The organism is Pseudomonas rustica, from assembly GCF_049959085.1.
Taxonomy (GTDB): domain Bacteria; phylum Pseudomonadota; class Gammaproteobacteria; order Pseudomonadales; family Pseudomonadaceae; genus Aquipseudomonas; species Aquipseudomonas rustica.
Genome location: NZ_CP188200.1, coordinates 5,109,535 through 5,136,374, shown reverse-complemented (window position 1 = coordinate 5,136,374; position 26,840 = coordinate 5,109,535). Strand labels below are relative to the sequence as shown.

The window sequence follows — 26,840 nt, the reverse complement described above, 5'->3', positions numbered from 1 at the left end:
CTCATTGATGAACAACTTGAACGGCGCGCACGCTCTGCGCACCTTGTTGGTTTGCGCCGTGCTGGCGACGCCGCTCCTCAATCGCCCTGCATACGCCGAAGAACAACGCTGGCAGTTGGCGATGAATCAGGCCGAACTGCGCGACATCGTCGAAGAGATCTCGGCGATCCTCGGCACCACCGTCGTGCTCGACCCGCGTGTGTCGGGACGCGTCACCGTCATGTCCCGTCAGGCGCTGGATCGTGAGGGCGTGCGGCGCTTGTTCTACTCGGTGCTGGACGCGCACAACTTCACCGTGATCGATGAGGGCGACCGCATCCTCATCACTCCCGTATCAGACGTGAAAACCCGCGCCGGTCAATCGGCCAGCGAGCGCGCCACCCCCGCGCAATTCATCACCCAAGTCATCGAACTGAACACCAGCAGCGCCGCCGATCTGTCTGCGCTGATTCGCCCGTTGGTGTCGGCCAACGGCTACCTCGGCCCGTCCGTTTCGGCCAATGCCTTGGTGATCACCGACACCGGCGCCAACGTCAAACGCATCGCCCAGGTGGTGCGCCAACTCGACGGCGGTCAACAAGATCAGCACGCTGTGGTAGCGCTGCGTTTTGCCCAGGCCAGCGACGTCGCCACGGTGATCGAATCCTCGCTGGGCAAGCGCAATGTCGACTCGCTGATACAAGTGCTGGCCGACGTCAGAACCAATCGCTTGATCGTCATCGGCCCGCTCGCCGTGCGCCAGCGTTTGACCGAGCTGATTCGCCAACTCGACGTGCCGGCCACCGCCAGCCTCGACACCGCGCGGGTCATCCGTTTGCGCCACAGCGATGCCAAGCAACTCGCGCAGGTGCTGGAAAGCATGGGCCAGAATCGCAAACAACCCACAGCTGGCAGCGTCAAAGAAGCGTCCGCCGCAACGCCGTTCATGCTCAAGGCCGACGAAAGTCAGAATGCGCTGGTGCTGATCGCCGATCCGGCTCAGGTCAGAACCATCGAGAACATCGTCCGCGAGCTCGATCAGCCGCGCGCGCAAGTGCTGATCCACGCCGCCATTGTCGAAATCTCCGGCGACATCGCCGATGCCGTGGGCGTGCAGTGGGGCTTGAGTACGGGCGACGCGAAGGGCTTTATCAACTTTCCCGGCACCGACATTCCCATCGTCGGTGGCTTGAAGTTCGACGAGAAAAAATCGGCGCCCGACGGCGCGATTCTGCAGTTGGGCGGCGACCGTTTCGGCGCATTGATTTCGGCGCTGGCGAGCAATACGCGGAGCAATCTGCTGTCCACGCCGAGCCTGCTGACCCTCGACAATCAGCAAGCGGAAATCATCGTCGGGCAGAACGTGCCGTTCAAGACCGGCTCCTACTCGACCAACAGCAGCGGGGCGGATAACCCGTTCACCACGGTCGAGCGCAAAGACGTCGGCATCAGCCTGAAGATCAAACCCTACATCAACGAAGGCTCGACCCTGCGTCTGGAAGTCGAGCAGGAAGTCTCGGACATCGCGCCTTCGGTGTCGGGCATCGATTCCTCGGATCTGATCACCAACAAGCGCGCGCTGAAAAGCACGATTCTCGCCGACGACGGCGAAATAATTGTGATTGGCGGGCTGATCCGCGACAGCGTGCGCACGCAGAAAAGCGGGGTGCCGTTGCTGCGCGATATTCCCTATGTTGGCGCGCTGTTTCGCTGGAGCCGCGACACCCAGACCAAAAGCAATCTGATGGTGTTTCTGCGCCCGACCATCGTGCGCAGCCGCGAAGATCTCTCCGGGATCAGTCAGCAGCGTTACGACACCTTGCGTGACCTCAGTCAGCCCAAGGCCGGGGAGAGCAACTCGCTGTTGCTGCCGGCCGAGGCGCGGCAATTGTTTGAGCCCGGAAAGGTGGCGCCATGAGTGCTCCGCTGGAAATCCTGCCGTTCGGTTTCGCCCGGCGGTTTGGCGTGCTGCTGGACGCTGCGGGCTCCCACCTGCTCATTCGTGCCGACACGTCGCTGACCGCGCTGGCCGAAGTGCGTCGCTTATGTGCTCGCAAACTGTCAATCGAGGTGCTTGAGCCAGAGCCTTTTGCCGCGCGTCTGGCGGCCACCTATCGCGAAGGCCAGAGCGCCGCGCAACAGGTCGCGCAAGGGCTGGACGATGAACTGGATCTGCTCAGCCTCGCCGAGCAAGTACCGCAAACCGCCGACCTGCTCGAGCAACAGGGCGATGCGCCGGTGATCCGCCTGATCAACGCGCTGCTCAGCGAGGCAGTGCGTGCACAGGCTTCGGACGTCCATCTGGAAACCTTCGAGCAATACCTGTCGGTGCGCATGCGCGTCGACGGTCAGTTGCGCGAGATGCTCAGGCCCAAACGCGAACTGGCGACGTTGCTGGTGTCGCGGATCAAAGTCATGGCGCGCCTCGACATCGCTGAAAAACGCGTGCCGCAGGACGGCCGGATTGCCTTGCGTCTGGCCGGGCACGAAGTCGATGTGCGCGTCTCAACACTGCCGTCGGCGCATGGCGAACGGGTGGTGCTGCGCTTGCTCGACAAGCAGGCCGGACGCCTCGAACTGCAACGTCTGGGCATGCCGGACGACACCCTCGTCAGCCTGCAAAACCTGCTCGCCAGACCTCACGGGATTTTGCTGGTGACCGGGCCGACCGGTTCCGGCAAAACCACCAGTTTGTATGCGGCGTTGAGCAGCCTGAACGATCCGTCGCGCAACATTCTCACGGTCGAGGATCCGATCGAATATCACCTGCCGGGGATCGGTCAGATGCCGGTCAATGCGAAAGTCGAGATGACTTTCGCCCGCGGTTTGCGGGCGATTCTGCGGCAGGATCCGGACGTGGTGATGGTCGGTGAAATCCGTGATCGCGAGACCGCGCAAATCGCTGTGCAGGCTTCGTTGACCGGGCATCTGGTGCTGTCGACGTTGCACACCAACAGCGCGGTCGGTGCGGTGACGCGGCTGGTCGACATGGGCGTGGATGCGTACTTGCTGGCCTCGTCGTTGGTTGGTGTGCTTGCGCAACGCTTGTTGCGCACGTTGTGTGTGCATTGCAAGGCGCCGTACTTCGCTGACGCCGAGACTCGCCTGCGTCTGGATTTGCAACCCACGCAGACCGTGGCGTTGTTTCGGCCGCAGGGCTGTGAGCATTGCCAACACGGTTATCGCGGACGCATTGGCATCTATGAATTGATCAGCATCAGCGAACCGGTGGCAGCGCTGATTCATCGAGGCGCCAGCGAGCGCGAACTGATCGACGCCACGCGCAAGGATTCGCGCAGTCTGTTTGAGGCGGGTCGGCAACGCGTGCTCGACGGCGTCACCAGCGTCGATGAGTGGCTGCGCGTGACGCAGGAGAACTGAGCGATGCCGACTTTCGATTACCGCGCTGACAACGCGCAAGGCCATCGCTGCCGAGGCCGGCTCGAAGCCGAAAATCCAAGGCACGCGCGGCAGCTGTTGCGAGAGCGGGGACTGTGGCCGTTTCAACTCAAAGAACTGCGCGGTGAACAGGGTGCGAGGCGTGCCGGCCGTTTGAGCGCTAGTGATCTGGCGCTGCTGACGTTGCAGCTGTCGACGCTGGTGCAGGCCGGTTTGCCGCTGGAAGAAGCGCTGGAAGTGGTCGCCCGACAAACCAGCAAGCGGCGTGTTGCCGGGTTGTTGTGGGCGGTGCGTGGTCGAGTCATGGAAGGCCATGCGCTGGCCGTCGCGTTAAGCCAGTTTCCTGCGGCATTTCCCGAATTGTTCCGCGCCACGGTGGCGGCGGGTGAGCGCTCGGGCCATCTCGGTCATGTGCTGGAGCAACTGGCCGCTTACACCCAGGCGCGGCAGGCGTCGCGGCAAAAGATTCAGATGGCGCTGATTTTTCCGTCGATTCTGATGTTCGCCAGCGTGGCCATCGTCGGTTTCCTGCTCGGCTACGTGGTGCCGGACGTGGTGAAAATATTCGTCGACAGCGGCCAGCAGCTGCCATGGCTGACCCGCGCATTGATCAGCCTCAGCGACGGTGTGCGTCAGTTTGGTCTGGTGTTTCTTGGCGGCGCATTGGCGCTGTTTAGTGGCTGGCGCTGGAGTTTGCGTCAACCGCTCTGGCGACTGCGCTGGCATGCGCTGGCATTGAATATTCCGCTGATCGGCACGCTTCTGCGCGCCATGGAAGCGGCGCGATTCGCCAGCACTCTGGCGATCCTCGGCAAGAGCGCCGTGCCCTTGGTCGATGCACTGGAAATCGCCGCCGCCGTCATCGGCAACCAAACCATCCGCGCACGCATGAGCGAGGTCGCCCGCTCGGTGCGCGAAGGCTCGACGCTGACCCGCAGCCTGGAACGCAGTGGCGATATCCCGCCGATGATGCTGCACATGATCGCGAGCGGTGAACGCGCGGGCGAGCTCGACGCCATGCTCGCCCGCGCCGCCGAACAACAGGAAGCCAGCCTCGCTGCGCGCATCGCCTTGATGGTGAGTTTGTTCGAGCCGGCGATGCTGCTGGTGATGGGCGCGGTGGTGTTGTTGATCGTCCTCGCCATCCTCCTTCCGATCCTCAGTCTCAACCAATTGGTGAATTGATCCATGGCTCTTTTGCACAGAAAAACAGCGACCGCGCAGCGCGGTTTCACCCTGATCGAAATCATGGTCGTGGTGGTGATCATCGGCATCCTCGGCGCGATTGTCGTTCCGCAATTCATGAGCCGGCCGGATCAGGCGAAAACCACTGCGGCGAAGATCGACATTCAGGCGATCGCCACGGCGCTGGAGATGTATCGCCTCGACAACGCGCGGTATCCGACCACGCAGCAGGGGCTGGAAGCGTTGGTGAAACGCCCGAGCGGCACCCCGGCGGCGCGCAACTGGAATCCTGCCGGTTATCTGAAAAGTCTGGCGCGCGATCCGTGGGGTACGCCGTATCAATACCTCAACCCCGGCACCCGTGCGGTGGGTGGCGGTTATGACTTGTATTCGCTGGGCTCCGATGGCGTCAGCGGCGGTGACGGCCACGCTGCCGATATCGGCAACTGGGCCATCGATTGATGCGCCAGCGCTGCCGGGGTTTCACCTTGCTGGAGTTGATGGTGGTCATGGTGCTGATCGGCGTGCTGCTGGGTTTGGTCAGCCTGGTGGGCGGCAGCAATCCGGCGCAAGTGGCGCGGCAGGAGGCGAGCCGGATTGCACGGGTGATCGAGCAATTTCGCGAACGGGCGGTGCTGGAAGGGCGGGAGTTTGGTGTGGGTTTCAGCCCGGAGGGTTATCGCGTTCTGCAGCTTGGCGAGCGGGGTTGGTCGCCTTTAATGGCCTTGCAAACATGGCCGCCGGAATTGCAGCCGCGACTTGCTGTGGAGGGCCTGCCGGTGCGCTTGGCGAGCAGCGCAGAGAGGCCGCAATTGCTGATTCTCAGCAGCGATGAAATCAGCGCGTTTACTTTGCAGTTGGCAAGCCGCGAGCGAGTTTGGGCGGGTTTGTCTTCGGACGGTTTGAGCGAGGTCTCGCTTGATGAGTGACCGACCGCTGATCAAGCGCATGCGAGGTTTCACGCTGCTGGAAGTCATGGTCGCGCTGACGGTTTTCGCCGTACTCGCAGCAGCGATATTGTCCGCGAGCCGCTACGTGGTGCAGCAGAGTGGTGCGGCTGAGCAACGGTTGTTTGCCGCGTGGTTGGCGGATAACCATTTGAACGAATTGCGCCTGCAACACACGTGGGTCGCCGGACAACAGCAACAGATCGTGCACATGGATCGCCGCGAATGGCGGTTACGTCAGCATCTGCGCGAGGGCGATGTATCGGGGCTGTTCACGGTGGAACTGGAAGTCAGTCTCGCCGACAGCGATCAACCGTTGTATCGCACGACTGCACGGTTGCAGGGCCGCCATGAATAGCCAGCGCGGATTCACCCTGCTGGAACTGGTGATCGCGATGGCGATTTTTGCCGTACTCGGTCTCGCCAGTTGGCGCCTGTTCGACAGCGTGGTGCGCGTGCAACAGACGACGGCGAGTCATGAGCGCGCTTTCAGAAGTCTGCAACGGGCGGTGGCGGTGATCGAGCGCGATCTGCTGCACATCACCGAACAGCCGGTGGTGTTGAATGCCGGGCAACTGAGCGTGCAACGCAGTAACTGGCGCAATCCGCTGGATCAACCGCGCAGCGAACGTCAGGAGCTGACGTATCGCTTGCTCGGCGACGTGTTGTGGCGCGAGAGCCGTGCCGAGGGCTCGCTGACCGTGCAGCGGCAGAAGTTGCTGGAGGAAGTCGTCGATCTGCGCTGGCGCCTGCTTGATGATTCTGCGATGGAGTTTCAGCTCTCGACTCGACGCTATGACGGCATTCGCCGGGTGCTGCTGTTGCCGGGAGCCTTGCCATGAAACACCGGCAACAGGGACTGGCGTTGATCAGTGTGATGCTGGTGTTGAGCCTCGCTTTGCTGATCACCAGCGGCCTATTGCGCAGTCATCGACTGGCCTTGCAGAGCAGCGCGCAACAGCTGCAAACCTTGCATTTGCGTCAGTTGGCGGTGGGCGGAGAAATCTGGGCGCTACGGCGTTTGCACAAGGCTTTTGTTGAACAGCAGAACCACGCCGAGATGCTCCGCGACTGGCCGCAAATCACTCCTGAACTGGGCAGCGAAGACGCGCAAGTCGAGGTGCAGATCGAAGACCTGTCGGCGCGTTTCAATCTCAATGCATTGCTGCATCAGGGGCAGATTGATGTGGTGACGCTTGAGCGCTGGGCGCGGTTGCTCGAATTGCTGGAGTTGCCCGCGTTGCGACCTGATCAGGTCGGGTTTTTATCAGAGTTGAGCCAATTAAGACTGGTGCCGGGTTTCGATGCGGCAACGCTACGACGCCTAGAACCATGGGTTTCGCTGCTGCCCACGGATGCAGCGCTGAATATCAACACGGTACCGGCGCTGTTGCTGCGCGTGCTGGAGATCGAGCCCGAAGTGGCCGACGCCCTCGTTCGTCAGCGTCCGACAACTTCATGGCACAGCGTTCAAGCCTTCAGCGCCGACCCATTAATCGCTGATGCTGGAATCAATACCCATGGACTCGGCGTCGACAGTCGCTGGCATCGCATCAGCGTGCGCGTGGTGCAAGACCAGCACGTGCTGACGCTGAGCACTGACGTCGAGCTTGTCGAAAAATCCGCCCAGCTGAAAGTCCTGCAACGCCGCTTACTTCCCTCCCGCGGCCTCGAGATAACGCAATGAAAAACTGGCTTTACCTGACCGCCGAAGGGCTTGCAGACCTGTCGACTGACTGGCCGTGTTGCCTGTGGTCGCACACCGGCCAACGCCAATCGATGCCGCTGCATCAAGCCGCACAAGTACTGCGCGGACAAAAAATCGACCTGTTACTGCCCATCGAATCCTGCAGCTGGCTGCGCAGCGAACCCTGGCCCGGGCGCCGTGCGCCGGCCGCGCAGGCGCTGGCATTTGCTGTGGAAGAGCAGCTTGGCGAAGCGCTCGACACTGTGCATTTGAGCGTTGGCAAAGCGGACGCCGAGCGACGTTATCCGCTGATGGTCATCGCTCGTGAGCGCCTGGCCGCGGTGTTGTCGCTGCTCGGTGAAAGTGGTCTGCAAGTGCGCTCGGTGTTTGTCGATGCCGACTTGTTGCCCACGGATCAGCCAATCGGCACCCGCTGGTTCGGACGCTGGTTGCTGGGCGGGGCGTTGCCGGCGCGGCTTGCAGTCACGGACGAGGGTTTGGCCGCGCTGAAAGGCGTGTTGCCCGAGGACATGATTTGGGTCGATGAGCCGGATGAACAGGCATTGCTGGCGGAAGGTTTTCGACAAGCGATCAATCTGCGTCATGGCGAGTTTGCGCCACGGCATTCGCCGTTGCCGTGGCGTTCGCTGGCGGCGGTGCTGCTGACCTTTTTGTTGCTGGGCGTAGGCGCCAGCGAAACGCGGTTCCGTTTCCTTGATGGCGAAACCCGGCGTCTCGCCGAGCACAATGCACAGCGCTTCAAAACGCTGTATCCACAGCACGGGCAAATCGTCGATCTGACCGCGCAGATGCGGGCGATTCAGAGTTTGCCAGCGCAGTCTCGCGACACTCAGGTTGCGGCGCTGGTCAGGTTGATCGAGCAGGTGATTGGCGCGAGTCAGGTCGAGGTCAAGCGCATCGATTTTGCCGAGGTCGATGGCTGGAAAGTGCAATTGACGGCCAACAGTTTTGCCGAGCTTGAGCAGTTGCGTGAACGCGGGCGTCAGCAAGGTCTGGCGATAAAAGTCGAGGGCGCAAGCAAGATAGGCGATCGGGTGACGGCGACACTGACGTGGGAGGCGGGCGTATGAAGTCTGATGATTACGTTCAGCGTTGGCGGCGTTTATCGCGCCGTGAGCGTGGGTTGATTCTGCTGCTGATGGCGGGGTTGCTCGGTGGTGCGGTGTTTACCTGGATCTGGCAACCAAGCGTGCAACGGCTCGAAGCGCTCGAGCGCCAACATCGTCAGCAACAGGCTTTTGCAATTCAACTGGATCGCGCTCAGCCACCAAGCAGTTCGGCGTTCGACGCGACTCAGCCGTTGTCGTTAAGGATCAGCGAAAGCCTCAACTCGACCGGGTTTGAGGTGCAGCAAATGGACAGCGATAACGAGCAGATCCGTCTGACCCTTAGCGGCCCGCCCGAGCCATTGTTGCTCTGGCTGGACAGGCTTGAACGTGACGGCGTGGTGCTGCAATCGCTGAGCCTGGAGCCGCGCGACAATCTGCTGGAAGCGCGGCTACAGCTCAGATAGTCGCGCCAGTCAGGGGCGGCAGTTTCGCCAGTTTCAATGCCACCAACAGCGCGATCAGCAATAGCGCGCCGATGAACAACCCGATGCCGTTCCAGCCACCAAGGTGCCAGAACACGCCGCCCGCAGTACCTGCGATGCTCGAGCCGGCGTAGTAGCTGAACAGGTACAGCGACGACGCCTGGCCTTTGGCTTTGAGCGCGCGGCGGCCGATCCAGCTGCTGGCCACCGAGTGCGCGCCGAAGAAACCGAAAGTGAAAATCAGCATGCCGACAATCACCAGCGGCAACGGCGTGAACAGGGTCAACGCGAGGCCGACGAACATCAGCGCAATGGTCGCCCAGAGCACTTTGCGACGGCCAAGTTTGTCGGCCAGCGAACCGATTTTCGCCGAGCTGTAGATGCCCGACAGGTACACCACCGAGAGCAAACCCACAAAGACTTGATCAAGGTTGTACGGCGCCGCCAGCAAGCGATAACCGATGTAGTTGAACAGCGTGACAAACGCGCCCATCAACACGAACGCTTCGAGAAACAGCAGCGGCAGACCAGCGTCGCGAAAGTGCATGGTGAAACCGTCGAGCAGGCTGCGCGGGTGCAGCGAGCGCGAGCGAAAATTGCGCGACTCCGGAAGAATCTTCCAGAACACCGCTGCGGCAATCATCGCCAGACCGCCGATCACCAGCATCGCCGTGTGCCAGCTGACGAAGTCGATCAACACGCCGGTGATCAAGCGCCCGCTCATCCCGCCAATCGCGTTGCCGCCGATGTACAAACCCATCGCCAGGCCGATGTGCTGCGGGTGAATCTCTTCGCTCAGATAAGTCATCGCAACGGCGGCCAGACCGCTCAGCGACAGGCCGATCAGTGCGCGCATGATCAGCACGCCTTCCCAACTCGGCATCATTGCACTGGCCATGGTGCAAATCGCTGCGGCAAAAAGCGCAGTTACCATCACCGGTTTGCGCCCGACCCGATCAGAAATCGGCCCGGTGATCAGCAGACCAATAGCGAGCATGCCGGTGGCGACCGAGAGGATCAGACTGCTCTGCGCGGCGTTGATCGAATATTCGTGGGACAGCAGCGGCATCATCGGCTGCACGCAATACAACAGCGCAAAGGTCGCGAAACCGCCGCTGAACAGCGCCAGTACCGTGCGCATAAACATCGGCGTGCCTTTTTCGATGTAGATCTCTTGCAGCTCGGCGACGACATCGTCGGCTGCAGCAGGCGGAACTTCATGGGCAAGGGGCGCGACAGCAGTTTTCACTTCAGACCTCGGAGGGCACAGCCAGGCAGGCAATGAAAAAATCATATAGCTGGCTAATGTTTCTATCCAATATATTGTTCGACCTGTTTGATAGCTTTTACGACCTAATGGGGTTTTCATGGAATTGCGTCATCTGCGCTACTTCATCGCCGTCGCCGAAGAACTGCACTTTGGCCGCGCCGCACAGGTGTTGGGCATCTCGCAGCCGCCGCTGAGTCAGCAGATTCAGGCGCTGGAACAGGAAGTCGGCGCGCGGCTGTTCGAACGTACCAATCGTCGGGTCGAACTGAGCGAGGCCGGGAGATTGTTTCTCGAAGAAGCGCGGCTGGTGCTGGCGCAGGTCGATAAGGCAGCGGATGTCGCCCGACGTGCACAACTCGGTGAACTGGGCGAATTGAAGATTGGCTTCACCTCGTCGGCACCGTTCAACTCGACCATTCCACAGGCGATATTTTCCTTTCGGCAGCGTTTTCCGGCAGTGCACCTGAACCTGCGCGAGATGAGCAGCACGATGGTTGCCGATGCGTTGGTCGATGAGTCGATTGAAGTCGGCATCATGCGCCCGCTCGGATTGCCGGACTCGCTGAGCGTGGTTGAGTTGATGCGCGAACCGTTGGTCGCGGTGCTCAGCTCGAAACATCCGCTGGCGCAGGGCTCGGAGGAGGGTTTGTTTCTCGCGGCGTTGGCGCATGAGCCATTCGTGTTCTTTCCGCGCAGTTACGGCAGTGGTTTGTATGCGCAGCTATTGAGCCTGGCGCGTGACGCGGGGTTCAGCCCGCACTTTGCGCAAGAGGCGGGGGAGGCGATGACCATCATCGGCCTGGTGGCGGCGGGGTTGGGCGTGTCGGTGATGCCGGCGTCGTACCAGCGCATGCGCATTGACGGCGTGGTCTATCGGCCGTTGCTCGATCCCGAAGCGGTGACGGCGGTGTGGCTGGTGCAGCGCAAGGATCAAAAGTCGCCGATGGCCAAAGCGTTTGTTGAACTGCTGACGCGTAAGGTTGAGTCCGCTTAATAGATCGCAGCCTTCGGCAGCTCCTACCTCGATCTATGTAGGAGCTGCCGAAGGCTGCGATCTTTTGATCTTGCCGTTAAGGCAACCGCACCAAATCCCCTTTTAACGCCACCCGTGTCACAAAAATCCCCGCCCGACACTCATAAGTATTCAAATCCTTGCGCACATGCTGGTCGTAATAACTGACGATATTGGTCACCGCGTTCGCCCCGACCCGCTTGGCATCGGCCTGCAGCTTGATCAGATTCGACTGCAACACCCACTCGCAGGAATCATGATCACTCTTGTTGAAACCGTTGGTGCTCAAATCACTGACCACACCCCGGCGCAGCAACTGCTGAGTGCCCTGCGGGCCATTACCGACCAGATAAAACTTCACACTGCCATCCAGCCGCCCGGCGCGAATCGCATCCGAAAGCACGGTTTCGAACGGCATGTACATGAGGTTGGTGGCATGGCTGGCGCTGGGCAGCAGGCCAAAAAGCGCGGCGGCGATCATGGCTTTCACTTGCATGGTCATCTCCTTGACGATGAAAGAGAACCGCGAGTGCTCGACCGACCGGGCCCGCCGTTCTGGCAGGCGCGATGTATCGGCCTGCGAGAACGAGTGTAGATGCAGATGGAGCGCTGTGCCCCCTGTGGCGAGGGAGCTTGCTCCCGCTGGGGTACGAAGTGGCCCTGAATCCTGCGCTCGCGGTTTTTCAGTTAGCCCGCGTCAGCAGGTTTTGCGACTGCTGCGCAGCCGAGCGGGAGCAAGCTCCCTCGCCACAGTCGAGTAATACTCAAGGACTTACGCTGGGCAACCAGCCATTGAGGGAGTCGACCTGTTTGTGAAAGTGCACCCCTGTGGCGAGGGGATTTATCCCCGATGGACTGCGAAGCAGTCCCCAAACCAGTGAATTCGGTATGTCTGATGCTCCGAGTTCTCAGGTTTTTGGGCCGCTACGCGCCCCGTCGGGGATAAATCCCCTCACCACAGGACTGCATTCATTCAGTCATTAGTCACTCGGTCATTCATCCACTTAGCCACTTAGCCACTCAGTCAGTCAGTCGACGTGAGCAAGGTCACCCCTCAACGCCACGCTCGACACCACCATCCCCGCACGGCACTGAAACTTCTCGGTGTCTTTGTACAGATCCCGCTGATCCACGCTGGCGATGTTGATCACCGCGTTGGCGTCAGCTTTTTTCGCGGCGTTCTGCAGGGTGGCCAGTGCCGATTGCAGGGCCCAGAAGCAGGCGTCTTCGTCGGATTTGTTTGAGCCGTTGGTTTTGCGGCTGCTGCTCACGGTGTCGAGTTTTCGTACTTGCTTGGGCAGGGTTTCGCCGGCCAGGTAGAACTTCACGCTGCCGTCGAGCAGGCCGGCGTCGGTGGCGCGTTTGACGCCTTCACGGAAGCTCAGGTAAGTCGGTTCGTCAGCGCCTTGTTTGATGATGCCGAGATTGTTGACCGCTTCGATGTCCGGGTTGATCGACAGCTCTTTGAGCACGTTGTCGCGCAGCCGGTTGACCCAGCGGTTGTAGTTGCCGTGGATCTTGCCGTCCTTGGCGTCGAGGCCGTAGCTGCTGCGGTAGTCGATTTCGAACGAGGTCGGGGTAAACGGGATATCGACTTCGGCGTGATGGCGACCGCGTACGGTGATCGCCGCTTTGATCATGCCCGGGCGCACCGATTGCACCACCCACTGACGATCGTTCAGCGCGGTGACGATGGCGCGGCTCATCTGTTGCTGGGTGAAACCGAGGTTCGGCGAAAACTCTTCTTTAGCGTTGTACACCGGTTTGCTGGTGCAACCGCCGAGCACAAAGGCCAGGGCCAGCAGTGCGGCGATGCGGTGAAACTGAGTCATTCCTTCTACTCCAAACGTATTGCGGTCAGTGCCAGCGGCGGAAAATCAACGAGGTGTTGACGCCACCAAAAGCGAAATTGTTGTTCATCACGAACTCGTGGTGCATCTGGCGGAATTCGCCGCGCAGGTAATCGAGCTTGCCGCAGTGCGGATCGACCTCGTCGAGGTTGAGCGTGTGCACGTACTGGTCGCGGTTGAGCATTTCGATGCTGAACCACGACTCCAGCGCCCCGCAGGCCCCCAGCGTGTGACCGAGGAAGCTTTTCTGCGAGCTGATCGGCATGCGTTCGCCGAACAAACTGCTGGTGGCTATTGTTTCGGCAATGTCGCCCTGTTCTGTAGCGGTACCGTGACCATTTACATAACCGATGGCGTCCGGTGTCAGCCCGGCGTCTTCCAGCGCCAGCTCCATGGCGCGGCGCATGGTCACTTGCTCGGGGCGGGTGGTGTGCTGGCCGTCGGCGTTGCTGCCGAAACCGACGATCTCGGCGTGGATGTGCGCACCGCGTGCGAGGGCGTGTTCCAGTTCCTCAAGCACCAGCATGCCGCCGCCCTCACCGATCACCAGACCGTCGCGGCCCTTGTCATACGGGCGCGGACTGGTCTGCGGTGCATCGTTTTTCAGGCTGGTGGCGTAGAGCGCATCGAAGACCATCGCTTCAGTCGGGCAGAGTTCTTCGGCGCCACCGGCGAGCATCAGCGGTAAACGGCCGAACTTGATCGCCTCGTAGGCGTAGCCGATGCCCTGACTGCCGCTGGTGCAGGCGCTGGACGTCGGGATCAGGCGCCCGGTGAGGCCGAAGAAGATGCTGATATTCGCAGCGGTTGTGTGCGGCATCATCCGCACGTAGGAGTTGGCGTTAAGGCCCTCGGCCACCGAGTTGAGCAGCATGTTGCCGAACGCTTTGATCTCGTCGGTGCTGCCGGTCGACGAGCCGCAAGCGACGCCCATTCGGCCATCCTTGATGATTGCGTCGCCGAGCAAGCCAGCATCGGCCAAGGCTTTTTCCGCCGCGCCGACCGCCAGTCGCGAAACCCGGCCCATGCTGCGCAGCTGCTTGCGCGTCCAGTGCGCCGGCACAACGAAATCATCGATTGGCCCGGCCAGACGCGTGTTGAGTTCGCTGAAGCGATCCCACTCGTCCATCCGGCGAATGCCGCTGCGGTTGGCCGCGAAATTACCGGCGATGGTCTGCCAGTCGCTGCCCAGCGAAGTGATGCCGGCCATGCCGGTGACGACGACGCGCTTCATCAGCACAAGCCTCCGTTGACCGCCAAGACCTGGCGGGTGATGTACGAGGCTTCCGCCGACATCAGGAAATTCACCGCACTGGCCACCTCTTCAGGGGTGCCCATGCGTTGCGCGGGGATCATTTTCATCAGTTCTTCCACCGGCACGTTTTCGTCGAGCATCGCCGTGTCGATCAGGCCCGGCGCGACACAGTTAACGGTGATTTTGCGCTTGCCCAGCTCGATCGCCAACGCCTTTGCAGCGCCGATCACGCCAGCCTTGGAAGCGCTGTAATTGACCTGGCCACGGTTGCCGATCAGCCCCGACACCGAGGTGATGCAGACAATGCGACCGGCGGCGCGGCGACGGATCATCGGCATCATCACCGGGTGCAGAACGTTGTAGAAGCCGTCGAGGTTGGTGCGCAACACCACGTCCCAATCGTCGTCGCTCAGCGCGGGGAACGCGCCGTCGCGGGTCAGGCCGGCATTCAGCACCACGCCGTAATAAGCACCGTGGGTTTCGACGTCAGCTTCGAGAATGGCTTTGCAGGTTTCGCGGTCGGCGACGTCGAATTGCAGGATGCGCGCCTTGCGCCCCAGCGCTTCGATTTCAGCCTGAACGCCTTGCGCCTCGGTCACGCCGCTGCGGCAATGCAAGACGATGTCGTGCCCGGCCTGCGCGAGGCGCAAGGCAATGGCGCGGCCGATGCCACGGCTGGAGCCGGTGACCAGTACGGATTCAGTCATCGTTCGACTCCTTTGTCTGTTGCAGATATTGAGTGGCTTCGGGCGGGCGAAACACGTTGAGCCGGGCGCTGGCATGAATGCCGTCGCCGTGGATATGGCATTCGAAGACGCCCATGCCGTTGTCGTCTTCAAGCGAGCGCAGGCCATGAATGGTCAGCTCGGTGCCGGCAGCAAACGCCTCGACATTGCACTCGAATTTGCGTGTGCCGAGCAGAAAACCCAGCTCCACCGGATTACCTTTTTGTCGCGCGTGGCAACCGGCAAACGCGGCGACGCTTTGCGCCATCAGTTCGACGCCGACCCACGCCGGCAGGCTGCCGTCGGGCAGGTTGAACAGGCCTTCGGACTTGACCGTCAGGCGGGTGTAAATCTGTTCATCGTCGAAGCGCTCGATGCTGTCGATCAGGATCATGTCGCCGGCATGGGGCAGCAGTTCGGCGAGCGGCCAGTCGGTCATGGGGCGTCTCCGAGAATCAGGCTGACGTTGTTGCCGCCGAAGGCAAACGAATTGCTCATCAGGTAGCGGGGAGCAATGGACGTCAGGCGTTCGCGGGCGGTCACCCACTTCAGCGCTGGCAGCGCGGGATCGGCATGACCGTCCCAGACGTGCGGCGGCAACGCGTGATCAGGGTTGTCGGCGCTCAGGCTCAGCCAGCAAAACGCCGCTTCCAGCGCTCCGGCCGCGCCGAGGGTGTGGCCGGTCATCGGTTTGGTCGACGAACAGGCGACGCCTTCGGGAAAAAGCGTGGCGACGGCCAGACTTTCCATGGCGTCGTTGTGTTGGGTGGCGGTGCCGTGCAGGTTCAGATAGCTGATTTGCGAGGTTTGCAAATGCGCGCGGCTCAGGGCTTTCTGCATCGCTTGCAGAGCGCCGCGACCGCTCGGCTCCGGCGCGGAAATATGGTGCGCGTCCGAGCTGGCACCGGCGCCGAGCAGGGCGATCGACGGGCCGTCGTGAGCTTGTTTGCTCATCACGAACAACACCGCTGCTTCGCCGATGTTGATGCCGTTGCGGTTGGCCGAGAACGGATTGCAGCGTTCGTCCGACACCGCTTCCAGCGACGAAAAACCGTTGAGCGTCAGCTTGCACAAACTGTCGACGCCGCCGCACAACACCGCGTCGCACAAGCCCAGATCGAGCAGGCGCTGGGCACTCATCAAGGCGCGGGCGCTCGAGGTGCAAGCGGTGGAAATCACGTAGGCCGGGCCGCTCAGTTGCAGCCAGTCGGCGAGGAAATTCGCTGGCGCGCCGAGTTCCTGCTGACGGTAATCGTATTCCGCCGGGAACTGCTGCTCGCGAATATAGTGCGCCAGGCCACGGCTGGCCTCGTCGATGCCCGAGGTGCTGGTGCCGAGCACCACACCGATGCGGTCGCGGCCGTAAGTCTGGATCGCTTGATCGATGTCATCGCGAATCTGTAGCGCCGCTTCCAGCAACAACTGATTGTTGCGGCTGCTTTGATCGGCAAGTGCTGGCGGGATCGGCGCCAATTCACCGTGTACGGCGGCCACCGGCAATTCACGCTCCACGACCCAGCCGGATTCGCGGCGCATGCCCGAGCAGTCGCCGGCGAACAGGTTGCGCGCGACTTCGGCCTTGTCGCGACCCAGCGCGCAAATCACGCCGAGGGCATTCAGGTAAGCGGTCATGGCGTCGATTCACCGAGCGGAGAAACGCGATAGTGCGGGCCTTGGGGCAGGTTCAATTCGAAGCTCAACGGTTGTGAATAACGGATGTCCCAGCGCGCTGGCAGGGAACGTTGCCCGGTCTGCTGTTGGGCAGAAGGGTAATTGCGCAGCAGCTCGGCGGACGGGGTCAGGGCGAACAATAGCGCGGCGAACAGCTCGCGGGCCTCCGGGTTCGGCGGCAGCAGACCATCGGCCTGCCAGCGACCGTCGATCAATTGCTGACGCGCCTGGGGAATACCCAGCGGATCCATCATCGACCAACGAATACCCGGGCCTTCGCGCTGGATCACCAGCAGCCAGTCCTGGCGTTGCTCGGCTTGCTGGCGTTCGATGTGCAGTTGCAACGGCAGCGGCAACGTCGGGTTGCCCGCCGGCAGCGGCGCCTGGCTGGCGCAGGCACTTAACAGAAATATTGCGCCGACCATCACCATCCGCAGCACTGCGGAAACTGTAGGAGTGAGCCTGCTCGCGATAGCGGTCATACATTCAAAATAAAGGTTAGCTGACCCACCGCTATCGCGAGCAGGCTCACTCCTACAGGTAATGGGGTACATCAGGAAGCCTCTGCCAATGGCTTACGCGCGACAACGTTCACCAACGTCTCTTCACGCTGCCCAAACGGTTTCGGTTTGAGCACCCCAAACCGCTCCAGCAAGCCAAAATCCTTCGACCGGCTCCACCACAAATACGGGTACGACACATTGCGCTCGGCAAACTCAAACCCTTGCCCGCGAATCATCTCCAAATACTGCGCCGCACTCTTCTGCACATGCATCGGATGGCGGAACAGCCAGCGAATCACCCAGGTATCAATGTAAGCCTCGGTCGATTCGGCAAATAGCAGATAACCGCCCGGTTTCAGAACCCGGTAAAACTCGGCCAGCGCTTTTTCCTGTTCAACCAGATGATGAAAGGTCTGATGACAGAACAGCAGATCAACACTCGCGTCCGGCACATTCAGCGTCGCGCAATCGCTGCCGATCAGCTCCACATCGAGGCCCAGACGCGCCGCCTCTTCGCCACTCAACTCCAGGCTGTGCGGATCGGCGTCAACACCGATCAAACGCTGTGGGGCGAAGGTCTGGCGCAGGTGGCCGAACGACTTGCCCTGACCGCAACCGGCGTCGAGCAGCACCGGATGCTCCGGCAGCGCTTCGCTGAACAGTCCGCGCAAATCATTGATCGCCACGCGCAACACATGGTGCTGCCAGGTGTGGCTGCGCAGGAACCAGAAACCGAAGCGGGTTTCCTCGACGTAGCTGTCGCTCAAGTAATTCATGTGGCGTCCTTTGCACAGAGTTCGGAAATCATCTTCAAGCGGCGGCGGGCTTCGCTGACGAACGGGTTGCGTTCGTCCCAGGCGTAACCGGCGAGGATCGAGCTGATCATGCGGCGGATGTCGGCCTGGCTGTCTTCATAAAAAATCACGTCCTGAAAGGTGCCGGCGTACCAGCCCTCGACGTAGCAACGGAACGTATCGACGCCGCGTTTCAGCGGTTCGGCGAACTCGCGTTGCCAGTCGACCGCTTCACCTTGCAACTGACGGTGCAGCACGGCGGCGGCCATGCTCGCCGAACGCATGGCGATGGTCACGCCAGAAGAGAACACCGGGTCGAGAAATTCGGCGGCATTGCCGAGCAAGGCAAAACCCGGCCCGTGCAGGGTTTTCACGTTCGCCGCGTAGCCACCGAGGGTGCGCGCCGGGGTGTCCCACACCGCGTTGTTCAGCACGCCGGCAAGGCTCGGGGTTTCAGCGATGAAGCTGCGCAGGCAGGCATCGAGATCGCTGTCACGGCCCTTGAAGTGTGCTTCGGCCGCGACCACGCCCACCGAGCAGCGGCCGTTGCTGAACGGGATCGTCCAGAACCACACATCGCGATGTTCGGGATGGGTGGTGACGAGGATTTTTTCGCGGTCGAAGGCCGGGTTGTCGATGTGATCTTCGACGTGGGTGAACACCGCTTGGCGCACCGGAAAATTCGACGGTGCTTCCAGATCCAGCAGTCGCGACAGCACACGGCCATAGCCGCTGGCATCTAGGACGAAATCCGCTTCGACGCGGTATTCACGGCCGTCCTCGCGACGCACGTCGAGCTGCGGTTTCGCACGGTCGAAATCGACGCTGACGATGGCATCGCCGTAACGGATTTCCACACCTTGCAGCGCGGCTTGGTCGGCCAGCAACTTGTCGAAGTCGGCGCGCTGCACCTGGAACGTGGTGGGCTTGCCGTTGGTAAAGGTGTCGCCAAAGTCGAAAGCGCTGTAGCGCTCGCCCCAGGCGAAAGCAGCGCCGGTTTTACGCTGGAATCCAGCGGCATTCACTGCGTCCAGCATGCCGGCCTCTTCGACAAAATCGAGGCAGTGGCACAGCAGGCTTTCGCCGATGGAGAAGCGCGGAAAGTGCTGGCGTTCGATCACCAGCACATCGTGGCCCTGGCGTTTGAGCAGGGCAGCAGCGATGGCGCCGGACGGGCCGGCGCCGATGATCACGACCTGACGGGATTCCATTTCAACGGTTGGCACGTGAACTCCGGGGCAGGTGGTTTTTGATGTCCAGCGGTGCACGGTGCAGGCCGATCAGCGCCGGCAGCAGCGTCGCCATCAGGCCCATCAGCATCAGCGCGAAGTACAGCGCCGGGGTGATGAGCTGTTGTTGCAAGAGCAAATTGAGAAAGACGATCTCGCTCAGGCCGCGAATGTTCAGCAGTACGCTTTCACGCCAGCGGCTGGCGCCTTCAAACGAGGCGCCGGCCCAGCCGAGGCCGAGCCAGTTGCCGAGCAGTTTACTGGCAATCGGCAACAGCAGCAGCGCCGCCCATTGCAGCGGGCCGAGGCTGGCGAGGGCGCTGTGCACGTCGATCTGCACAATGCCAAAGGTGAGGATCAGCGGGATCGCGATCCACGTCTGCAAACGGTTCATCCAGCGCGCCGGCAACGGCAGCACCAACGGGATTTTCAGCGCCGCCATGCACAGCAAATAACCGATGCCGAAAATCAGCGCGTTGAGTTTGTAATGCTCGGCCATCACCAGCAGGGCGAAGAAACCGAGGCTGTAGGTCAACGGTCGGCGCACGCCGAACAGGCGCAGCAACAACGGCACACAAGCGAGCGCCAGCGGCAGCAACAGACTGCTCAAGTGCAGGCTGCCTTGGGCGAGGCCGAACAGCGTCCAGCAAGTCAGATCGATCAGTATCGCGGTTTGCACCAGGCGCCGGGTGGCGGCGGGCGGGTAATCGATGTGGCGCAAGTACAGGTACAGCACCGGAATCGCGGTAATTGCGAACACCAGGCCGATCGCCAGCGAGTTGAGCCACGGTTGCGTCGGCAGCAACCAATAAGCCGCTGCCAGCCCGCAGATGAATGGCACGAGAAAACTCGGCAGGGCGATTTTCACGCTCTGGCGATCGAGTTTCAGATCGATCACATCACTGAGGATGTGCCCGAGCAGCAGGGCAAAACTCAGGCTGTAGAGGTTTTTCAGCGACTCCGGCGCAATCAGTTCCGCACCGCTCAATTGCCAGCCCGGTTCGATCCAGAAGTACATCAGCAGCGGCAGGCCGAAGCTCGCCAGCAGCAACTGGCTGACAATCGGGATCAGGCCGAAATATCGACCGACACGGGTCGCGACGGCGAACAGCGCCAAGGCCAGCAGCCAAAAGCCGGCGACCATCACGCTGCCGACTCCGCGACCGTTGCCGTGTGGGCGTGACGCCCGGCCCACGGTGCGAGCATGAAACTGAAGGCCAGCCCAAGGCTGACCGACAAACCGAAATTGCTCACCGCCGGTGTACTGGAGACCGCGAGCAAACCAAACGACAGCCATGTCGTCAGCGCCGCCAGCAACGTGCCGAGCAGGCTCACCGCGGCGCCGCCAACCTGTTCACGCATAAGGATCGCGTAGTCGACGCTGATCGCCGTCACCAGCAGCAGGCCGAACAGGCTGAACAGGGTCAGCGGCTGACCGAGCCAGCCAAGACTGGCCAGACTGCACAGCGCCGCGAGCAAGGGCAGGGCGACGATGCGCAGCGCACCGCCGAGGCCGAACGGCAGCATCAGCACCAGCACGATCAATGCGCAGGAGGCGAGTTTCAGCTCCGCGGCGCTGATCTGCGTGGCGGCGAAAACGTCGTTCAATTCACCGAGGCGATCGACCAGTTGCACCCCCGGCAGATCCAGCGCCTGCACGCGCAACAGCGCCGGATTGTTCAGGCCTTGCAGGCTGGTCATCGCCGCCACGCCGTCTTCGGTCGGGCCGAGCCAGAGCGTGCGATAAGGTTCGCCGAGCGGGCCGGCAAGGGCGGTGTCGATATCTTCCGCTGGCACGGTTTGCAGCTGTTGCAGCTCGCTTTGCAGCGCAGCGAGCGGCACGCCGAGGTCGAGCAGCGGCTGCCAGTATTGCGGCAGTTGGTTCAGCGCCTGGCGGACTTTTTCCTGCTCGCTCGGCGGGCTGACCAGTTGATCGAGGGCCAGATAGCCTTGCAGCTTGTCGAGGTTGACCAGTTGCTCGAGACGCTCGCTCAGCGCTGCCTGACGCTCGAGCAATTGCTGCTGATTGGCGGCGCGTACGAGGAAAAACTGGCTGGTCGGCTGATAACCGGTGATGCGCGCGATGGTCTGCGCCTCATCGGTCAGACGCTGCGGCGCGCCGACCCATTGGCGAATGTCGTTCTTGCTTTGTAGCTGCACCAGACCGCCAACACAGAAGGCGATCAACAGCGCCAACAGCACTGGCGTGCGCACGCGTTCGAGGAGTTTTTCCCGCAGCGCGATCAAGCGCTCAGCGAGCGTCAGCGGCCATTGCGCCGGGCGTAACTCGAGGTTGTTGAGCAGCGCCGGCAGCAGGCACACCGCTGACAGATACGCACCGAGCAACCCGGCGGCAGAGAACACAGCGATTTGCGTCAGCGCCGGGAACGGTGTCCACGCCAGCGCCAGATAACCGATGGCGCTGGTGATCAGGCTCAAGGTCAGCCCGGACAGGGTCAGGCGCAAGGCCGGCCAACTGCGCCACGGCTTCAGACTCCAGCTCTTCGACAGGTAGTGCAACGGATAATCCACCGCCACGCCGATCAGGCTGGAGCCGAGCACCAGCGTCATCACGTGCATATGACCGAACAGCGCCACGCACGCGACAGCCCCGAAAAGCATGCCGACCAACACCGGCACAAATGCCAGCAGCACTCGCCAGCGACGAAACGCCAGCAGCAGCAACAGCAGAATGCCGACCGTTGCCCCGCCGCCAACCCAGGTCATTTCGCGCGTCGCTTGCTGCTGACCGTTGGCCGCGTAAAGCAGACCGCTGGCGGCCAGCAATTGCACGTCGGCTTGCGCTGCTTGTTCGCGGCTGTGCTGCAGCAGATCCGCCACTTTCAGCGGCAGGTTCATGTCGAAAGCGTCGCCAGTGGTGCGCGCGCGCAGCAGCACCCAGCTCTTGCCGTCGGCATCGGCAATCAACGCGCCGCTGCCGATGTCGAGTTGCACCGAACCGTGTTGCGGCTGGCTGTTCTGGATACGCCCGGTCAGGCCCAGCCAATCGTCCGGACTCGGCACCAGGCTGAAACCGCTGAACGGATCGAACAGCGCCTGCACTCGCTGATGAATAAACACATCGGGATGTTCGGTGAGCAGTTGCTGATCGTCCGCCGAGAGCATCGCCAGGCGTCCTTGCAACAACTGCGTGCGCAGCGCCGGCAGATCCGCTTGCAGGTTCCACTGCACTTTCTCGAACAGACCGCTGGCCTGCCATTGCTCGCCGAGCTTCTGCGCCATGTTGACCGCTTGCTGGCGATCGGCGTGGCCGACCAGCACCAGCATTTCGCGATTCAACGGTTCCTGCATGCGCTGTTCGGCGCGCAGTTCGAGGGCGTCCGGGTTAGTGCCGGGCACCAGTTCCATCAGGTTTGCCGACAGCGGCGCACCGTCGCGCCACTGCCAACCGGCCAGCGCAACAACCGCGAGCAGCAGCATCAGAAACAGCCAGGGCAGCCTGCGTTCACTCGGCAAAGTCATGTTGCTCCGTGTCGCTCAGCGGTTCGGCGGCGCTGCTGTCCTGCATGCGCAGCACGGTGCTGTCGCCCTGAGTTTCCAGCAGTTCGATGGTTTGCACCAAGGCGCCACCATCGATGTTGATCTGTTTGAACACTTGCTTGAGCAGCAGCGAACGCGGGGTCAGCGACAGTTTCCACTGCTGCGCATCGCCGCTCAGGGCCAGCTCGAAATCCCGTTGCAGGCCGCTGCTGTCACCTTGCAGCACCGCGAGAAACAGCCGGTTCTGATCGGCCCCGGCGCTCTTGTTTGGCAGCATTTGCCAGCCATTGTCGTCGCGGCGGGCGATGCCGTTGGCGGTGATGCGGTAGTCCTGCTGCAGCGGGGTTTTCAGTAGCCAGAGCAGGCCGTGATTTTTCGCCAGCACAAAACTGCCCTTGCTGATCAGCGGTTGCGGCAGGGCGCGCAGGTGTTTTTCCTGAATGAACTGGCCGTGGATCACGTCCGGTTTCGCCAGTTGTTCGCTGAGTTGTTGCAGGTCGAAGGCGTTGGCCAGTGCCGACATCGTCAGCAGCGCCAGAACGCTCAGGCTTTTCACAAAAACATTCATCGCAGCATCCTTTCCACGGCGTCGGTGAAGACTTTCGGTGAAGCCAGCTGCATCTCGCGGCTGCTGACTTCGACGGCGACTTGCACCGAGCTGGCGCGGGTCAGGCGTTCGCCGCTGTGCAGGTCGGTGATCAGGTAATTGATCTTCAGACGGTTTTCCCACTCGACCAGACTGGCGCGCACATTCAGGCGCTGACCAAACACCGCGCCGCGCACGTAGCGCAGTTGCAGGTCGATAATCGGCCAGGCGAAACCGGACTCGACCATGTGCGTGTAGTTGTGGCCGATCGTGTCCAGCAGCGCACAGCGCGCGACTTCCAGATACTTGACGTAATGGCCGTGCCAAACCACGTGCATGGTGTCGACGTCAAAAAACGGCACGAGGATTTCGGTGTCGGCGTGAAGCACTCCGGCGCTACGCATGCAGCCTCCAGTGTTGCGCGGCGATGCGTTGCAGGCACAGGCGCAGTTCGCCTTCCAGTGCACGATCCTCAATGACCGGCGGGAAGTCTTTGGCCAACTCTTCGTGCATTGCCGCCAGCGACGGTGGCAGCGGTCGTGCGTCTTCGGCCTGAGCGCGCAGCCACACGCCTTGATTGGCGGCGAGCAGGGTGGCGGCGGCGACTTGTTCGGTCAGCTCCAGCACGCGAATCGCATCGCGGGCAGCGATGGTGCCCATGCTCACTTTGTCTTGGTTATGGCACTCAGTGGAACGCGAGAACACGCTGGCCGGCATGGTGTTTTTCAGCGCTTCGGCAGTCCAGGCGCTGGTGCCGATCTGCACGGCTTTGAAGCCGTGGTTGATCATCGCGCGATCTGCCGGCGCGCCGGACAGGTTGCTCGGCAAGCCGTGGTTGTAGCGCTCGTCGACCAGCAGCGCGAGTTGCCGGTCGAGCAGGTCGGCGACGTTGGCCACGAGGTTTTTCAGGCTGTCCATGGCGAACGCAATGTGACCGCCGTAGAAGTGCCCGCCGTGCAAAACGCGCTCGGCTTCGGCGTCGATGATCGGGTTGTCGTTGGCGCTGTTCAGTTCGATTTCAATGAACGACCGCAGCCAGTTCAGGCTGTCGGCCAACACACCGAGCACGTGCGGGGCGCAGCGCAGCGAGTAGCGATCCTGCAAGCGATGCAGTGGCGCGGTCGGTGCGTCGATCGCCAGATCCTTGCGCAGCCACGCGGCAACCTGCATTTGTCCCGGATGCGGTTTGGCGGCGAACAGACGTTCGTCGAAATGCTCCGGATTGCCTTGCAGCGCGACGACGTTGAGCGCGGTGATGCGTGTGGCCAGTTGCAGCAGATAATCGGCGCGGGCGAAGGCGAGGCAGGCGAGGCCGGTCATCACGGCGGTGCCGTTCATCAGCGCCAAGGCTTCTTTCGGGCGCAGCACCAAAGGTGTCCAGCCGAGTTCGCGATGCACATCGGCAGCCTGACGGCGTTCGCCACGGAACATCACTTCACGCTCGCCGGAAAGTGTCGCGGCAACGTAGGACAGCGGCGTCAGATCGCCGCTGGCGCCGACCGAACCTTCTTCAGGAATCAGCGGCAGAATGTCGTATTCGAGAAACGCGTGCAGCCGCTCGAGCAGTTCCACGCGCACCCCGGAAACGCCGTGGCACAACGACTGCAAACGCGCCGCCAACACCGCGCGGGTCGCTTGCGCGTCGAGCAGTTTGCCGAGGCCGCAACCGTGGAACGTGTAGAGATGACGCGGCAACGCTTCGACGTGATGCAGCGGCACCGCGACCACGCAGGAATCACCGTAACCGGTGGTCACGCCGTAGATCACGCCTTCCTTGTCCAGCAGCGAATCGAGGAATCGCGCGCCTTTGGCGATGCGCTCGCGATACTCAGGGTCGCTCTGCAACTGCACGGGCGCCTGACGATTGGCCAGGGCCAGCACGTCTTCGATGCGCAAAGGGCGTTCGCCGAAGGTTACCGGCTCATGGGTTGGCGTCGTCATCGGTCTTCCAGAAAGGGTAAAAGTTGAACCATTGGCGCGGTGCTTCGAGGCAATAGTGACTCAGGCGCTGGGCATAGCGGGTGGCCCACTGATGAATGACCTGCTCGCGCTCGCTGCGCTTCCACGTTACCGCGTCGGCGAACGGTTCGAGGGTCAGGCGATAGTGACCGTCCGCTTGTTTCAGGCACATCAGCAGATTGACCGGGCATTTCAGCAGGCCGGCCAGCAGCCACGGTCCTTGCGGAAACGGCGCCGGGTGACCGAGAAAATCCACGGTCACGCTGCGCCCGCCGTGCAGCGGCACGCGGTCGCCGGCAATCGCCAGCCACTCGCCGCGCTCAAGACGTTCGTGCAGTTGCAGCATGATCACCGGGTCGAGTTCGCTGACCTGAATCAGGCGCAGATTGGTCGCTCCAGCCTCACCGAGCAAACGGTTGAATTGCTCGGCGTGCTTGGTGTGCACCAGCACGTTCATGGTGACTTTTTCGCCGATCTCCGCCAGCGCGCGGCAGACTTCGAGATTGCCCAGATGCGCGCCAACCAGCAGTTGCCCGCGTGTGCCACGCAACTGATTGCGCAGCAGCGCCGGGTCGATGATTTCGATCTGTTCAATGCTGAGCTTGCCGTTCCACACGTCGAGCTTGTCGAGCATGGAGTCGGCGAACGCCATGAACTGACTGAACACGCGCCAGTGGCTTGGGCGCAAGTCATCGCGTTGGCTCCAGTCGGCCAGACGTTGTTGGAATTGCCAGGCACTGCGCCGCGCGGTGCGACCGAACAGGAAAAAGTACAAAACGATGCCGTAGAGCAACGGGCTGAGCAGGCGTCGACCGAGGACTTTGGCGGCGAACGCGGTGAATTTCATCAGCAGGAAGCTGCCGCGCTCTTCGCGGTCGGCCCAGTGCTTCTTGTCGGTTTCGCCGGTCATGCGCGCCACCGTCGCCAGAGGATCACGGGAAAGCGCAGCAACATGCCGAAGAACAGCCGTGTGTGCATGCTCGAAATCAGCGCGTTGTCGTGGAACAGGCGGAAGTGCGACACGCCGTCCAGCGGGTAATGCACGCTGGTTTGCAGCCAACGCATCGGCTGATTCCGCCAGGCCAGGCGGACGAGAATATCCGAGTCGAAATCCATGCGTTTGCCGACTTTTCTTGAGTCGATCACCGCCAGCGTCGGGGTCAGCGGATAGACGCGAAAGCCGCACATCGAGTCGCGGATTTGCAGCGACAGCGTATTGATCCACACCATGACGTGGGTCAGGTAGCGCGCGTACAACCGGCCCTTGGGCACGCTTTCGTCGAACAGTGGATAGCCGCAGATCATGGCGTTGGGATGTGCGCGGGATTCTTCAACGAAGCGGGCGACGTCGTGCAAGTCGTGCTGGCCGTCGGCGTCGACCTGCAAGGCATGGGTGAAACTCAGCAGCGCGGCTTCACGCAGACCGGTCATCACCGCACCGCCCTTGCCTTGGTTGGCGGTCAGGCGCACCAGATGCACGTTGTCGCGTTCGGCCAGAGCATCGAGGACTTTTGCGCAGGAGGGCTTGCTGGCGTCGTCGACCAGAATGCATGGCAGATCTTGCGCGAGCAGAGCATCGACCACGGTGCCTATCGCAGATTCGTGGTTATAAACCGGGATCACGGCGCAAGGGTTATGCATGCCGTTTCTCCACTGGAAAATTGCAGTGACTGCTTCGCGAGCAGGCTCGCTCCCACATGAGATCGCGGTTTCTGTGGGAGCGAGCCTGCTCGCGA

At 61.8% G+C, this 26,840-nt stretch carries 28 protein-coding genes; 11 read left to right on the top strand and 17 right to left on the bottom strand.

Annotated elements, in window-relative coordinates; all coding sequences use genetic code 11:
- The first annotated feature begins 7 nt into the window (after positions 1–7).
- From gspD to gspM, 10 genes are read left to right on the top strand one after another with little or no spacing between them, the layout of a single operon-like run.
- Positions 8–1,897 carry a type II secretion system secretin GspD gene (gspD, locus tag ACP3TY_RS23395; protein ID WP_426618599.1) on the top strand — a complete coding sequence of 630 codons (1,890 nt, stop codon included), beginning with the start codon at positions 8–10 and terminating at the stop codon, positions 1,895–1,897.
- Positions 1,894–3,360 carry a type II secretion system ATPase GspE gene (gene gspE / locus ACP3TY_RS23390; protein WP_426618598.1) on the top strand — a complete coding sequence of 489 codons (1,467 nt, stop codon included), beginning with the start codon at positions 1,894–1,896 and terminating at the stop codon, positions 3,358–3,360. Before gspD ends, gspE begins: the two co-directional genes overlap by 4 nt.
- Before the next feature lie 3 nt (positions 3,361–3,363).
- Entirely contained in the window at positions 3,364–4,563 is a 1,200-nt protein-coding gene (gspF, locus tag ACP3TY_RS23385) for a type II secretion system inner membrane protein GspF (RefSeq protein WP_426618597.1), read from the top strand.
- A 3-nt stretch (positions 4,564–4,566) separates the two neighbouring features.
- A complete protein-coding gene (gene gspG, locus ACP3TY_RS23380) occupies positions 4,567–5,025 on the top strand; it encodes a type II secretion system major pseudopilin GspG (protein WP_159811634.1) in 459 nt (152 codons plus the stop codon).
- On the top strand, positions 5,025–5,492 hold the full coding sequence (gene gspH, locus ACP3TY_RS23375; protein ID WP_426618596.1) for a type II secretion system minor pseudopilin GspH: 468 nt from the start codon (positions 5,025–5,027) through the stop codon (positions 5,490–5,492). Before gspG ends, gspH begins: the two co-directional genes overlap by 1 nt.
- The gene (gene gspI / locus ACP3TY_RS23370; protein WP_426618595.1) at positions 5,485–5,868 is read left to right on the top strand and encodes a type II secretion system minor pseudopilin GspI; all 384 of its coding nucleotides are present in this window, start codon (positions 5,485–5,487) and stop codon (positions 5,866–5,868) included. The genes gspH and gspI overlap by 8 nt, the downstream gene beginning before the upstream one ends.
- Positions 5,861–6,352, top strand: a complete 492-nt coding sequence (gspJ, locus tag ACP3TY_RS23365; RefSeq protein ID WP_426618594.1) for a type II secretion system minor pseudopilin GspJ — start codon at positions 5,861–5,863, stop codon at positions 6,350–6,352. Before gspI ends, gspJ begins: the two co-directional genes overlap by 8 nt.
- Positions 6,349–7,197 (top strand): general secretion pathway protein GspK, encoded by an 849-nt coding sequence (locus tag ACP3TY_RS23360; RefSeq protein WP_426618593.1) that lies wholly within the window; start codon positions 6,349–6,351, stop codon positions 7,195–7,197. Before gspJ ends, ACP3TY_RS23360 begins: the two co-directional genes overlap by 4 nt.
- Positions 7,194–8,288, top strand: coding sequence for a type II secretion system protein GspL (gene gspL / locus ACP3TY_RS23355; RefSeq protein WP_426618592.1), 1,095 nt, complete (start codon positions 7,194–7,196; stop codon positions 8,286–8,288). Before ACP3TY_RS23360 ends, gspL begins: the two co-directional genes overlap by 4 nt.
- Positions 8,285–8,731, top strand: a complete 447-nt coding sequence (gspM, locus tag ACP3TY_RS23350; RefSeq protein ID WP_426618591.1) for a type II secretion system protein GspM — start codon at positions 8,285–8,287, stop codon at positions 8,729–8,731. The genes gspL and gspM overlap by 4 nt, the downstream gene beginning before the upstream one ends.
- Here gspM and ACP3TY_RS23345 read toward each other — a convergent pair.
- Positions 8,724–9,998 carry an MFS transporter gene (locus ACP3TY_RS23345; RefSeq protein ID WP_159811639.1) on the bottom strand — a complete coding sequence of 425 codons (1,275 nt, stop codon included), beginning with the start codon at positions 9,996–9,998 and terminating at the stop codon, positions 8,724–8,726. The genes gspM and ACP3TY_RS23345 overlap by 8 nt on opposite strands.
- Before the next feature lie 118 nt (positions 9,999–10,116).
- Here ACP3TY_RS23345 and ACP3TY_RS23340 point away from each other — a divergent pair, with 118 nt between their 5' ends.
- On the top strand, positions 10,117–11,013 hold the full coding sequence (locus ACP3TY_RS23340; RefSeq protein WP_053116669.1) for a LysR family transcriptional regulator: 897 nt from the start codon (positions 10,117–10,119) through the stop codon (positions 11,011–11,013).
- Between the two features lie 76 nt (positions 11,014–11,089).
- Here the strand turns inward: ACP3TY_RS23340 and ACP3TY_RS23335 are convergent, their stop codons facing one another.
- From ACP3TY_RS23335 to ACP3TY_RS23260, 16 genes are all read right to left on the bottom strand, one after another.
- On the bottom strand, positions 11,090–11,527 hold the full coding sequence (locus ACP3TY_RS23335; RefSeq protein ID WP_053116670.1) for a hypothetical protein: 438 nt from the start codon (positions 11,525–11,527) through the stop codon (positions 11,090–11,092).
- A 532-nt stretch (positions 11,528–12,059) separates the two neighbouring features.
- The gene (locus tag ACP3TY_RS23330) at positions 12,060–12,863 is read right to left on the bottom strand and encodes a hypothetical protein (protein WP_159811642.1); all 804 of its coding nucleotides are present in this window, start codon (positions 12,861–12,863) and stop codon (positions 12,060–12,062) included.
- A 25-nt stretch (positions 12,864–12,888) separates the two neighbouring features.
- The gene (locus tag ACP3TY_RS23325; RefSeq protein ID WP_400650354.1) at positions 12,889–14,115 is read right to left on the bottom strand and encodes a beta-ketoacyl-ACP synthase; all 1,227 of its coding nucleotides are present in this window, start codon (positions 14,113–14,115) and stop codon (positions 12,889–12,891) included.
- Complete coding sequence (fabG, locus tag ACP3TY_RS23320; RefSeq protein ID WP_400752157.1) at positions 14,115–14,843, bottom strand: 3-oxoacyl-ACP reductase FabG; 729 nt, start codon at positions 14,841–14,843, stop codon at positions 14,115–14,117. Before fabG ends, ACP3TY_RS23325 begins: the two co-directional genes overlap by 1 nt.
- Positions 14,836–15,300: a hotdog family protein gene (locus ACP3TY_RS23315; protein ID WP_426618590.1), complete on the bottom strand. Its 465-nt coding sequence runs from the start codon at positions 15,298–15,300 to the stop codon at positions 14,836–14,838. Before ACP3TY_RS23315 ends, fabG begins: the two co-directional genes overlap by 8 nt.
- Positions 15,297–16,493: a beta-ketoacyl-[acyl-carrier-protein] synthase family protein gene (locus ACP3TY_RS23310; protein ID WP_426618589.1), complete on the bottom strand. Its 1,197-nt coding sequence runs from the start codon at positions 16,491–16,493 to the stop codon at positions 15,297–15,299. Before ACP3TY_RS23310 ends, ACP3TY_RS23315 begins: the two co-directional genes overlap by 4 nt.
- A complete protein-coding gene (locus tag ACP3TY_RS23305; protein ID WP_426618588.1) occupies positions 16,490–17,086 on the bottom strand; it encodes a hypothetical protein in 597 nt (198 codons plus the stop codon). The genes ACP3TY_RS23310 and ACP3TY_RS23305 overlap by 4 nt, the downstream gene beginning before the upstream one ends.
- Positions 17,086–17,811: a class I SAM-dependent methyltransferase gene (locus tag ACP3TY_RS23300; RefSeq protein ID WP_401243817.1), complete on the bottom strand. Its 726-nt coding sequence runs from the start codon at positions 17,809–17,811 to the stop codon at positions 17,086–17,088. Before ACP3TY_RS23300 ends, ACP3TY_RS23305 begins: the two co-directional genes overlap by 1 nt.
- Positions 17,808–19,055 carry an NAD(P)/FAD-dependent oxidoreductase gene (locus ACP3TY_RS23295; protein WP_426618587.1) on the bottom strand — a complete coding sequence of 416 codons (1,248 nt, stop codon included), beginning with the start codon at positions 19,053–19,055 and terminating at the stop codon, positions 17,808–17,810. Before ACP3TY_RS23295 ends, ACP3TY_RS23300 begins: the two co-directional genes overlap by 4 nt.
- Positions 19,042–20,205, bottom strand: a complete 1,164-nt coding sequence (locus ACP3TY_RS23290) for a sodium:proton antiporter (protein WP_426618586.1) — start codon at positions 20,203–20,205, stop codon at positions 19,042–19,044. The genes ACP3TY_RS23295 and ACP3TY_RS23290 overlap by 14 nt, the downstream gene beginning before the upstream one ends.
- A complete protein-coding gene (locus tag ACP3TY_RS23285; RefSeq protein WP_426618585.1) occupies positions 20,202–22,541 on the bottom strand; it encodes an MMPL family transporter in 2,340 nt (779 codons plus the stop codon). The genes ACP3TY_RS23290 and ACP3TY_RS23285 overlap by 4 nt, the downstream gene beginning before the upstream one ends.
- The gene (locus ACP3TY_RS23280) at positions 22,525–23,127 is read right to left on the bottom strand and encodes an outer membrane lipoprotein carrier protein LolA (protein ID WP_426618584.1); all 603 of its coding nucleotides are present in this window, start codon (positions 23,125–23,127) and stop codon (positions 22,525–22,527) included. The genes ACP3TY_RS23285 and ACP3TY_RS23280 overlap by 17 nt, the downstream gene beginning before the upstream one ends.
- Complete coding sequence (locus tag ACP3TY_RS23275) at positions 23,124–23,549, bottom strand: acyl-CoA thioesterase (RefSeq protein ID WP_426618583.1); 426 nt, start codon at positions 23,547–23,549, stop codon at positions 23,124–23,126. Before ACP3TY_RS23275 ends, ACP3TY_RS23280 begins: the two co-directional genes overlap by 4 nt.
- Positions 23,542–25,086: an HAL/PAL/TAL family ammonia-lyase gene (locus tag ACP3TY_RS23270; RefSeq protein ID WP_426618582.1), complete on the bottom strand. Its 1,545-nt coding sequence runs from the start codon at positions 25,084–25,086 to the stop codon at positions 23,542–23,544. The genes ACP3TY_RS23275 and ACP3TY_RS23270 overlap by 8 nt, the downstream gene beginning before the upstream one ends.
- Positions 25,067–26,014, bottom strand: coding sequence for a glycosyl transferase (locus ACP3TY_RS23265; RefSeq protein ID WP_426618581.1), 948 nt, complete (start codon positions 26,012–26,014; stop codon positions 25,067–25,069). Before ACP3TY_RS23265 ends, ACP3TY_RS23270 begins: the two co-directional genes overlap by 20 nt.
- Positions 26,011–26,745: a glycosyltransferase family 2 protein gene (locus tag ACP3TY_RS23260; protein ID WP_401243829.1), complete on the bottom strand. Its 735-nt coding sequence runs from the start codon at positions 26,743–26,745 to the stop codon at positions 26,011–26,013. The genes ACP3TY_RS23265 and ACP3TY_RS23260 overlap by 4 nt, the downstream gene beginning before the upstream one ends.
- Between the last annotated feature and the right edge of the window lie 95 nt (positions 26,746–26,840).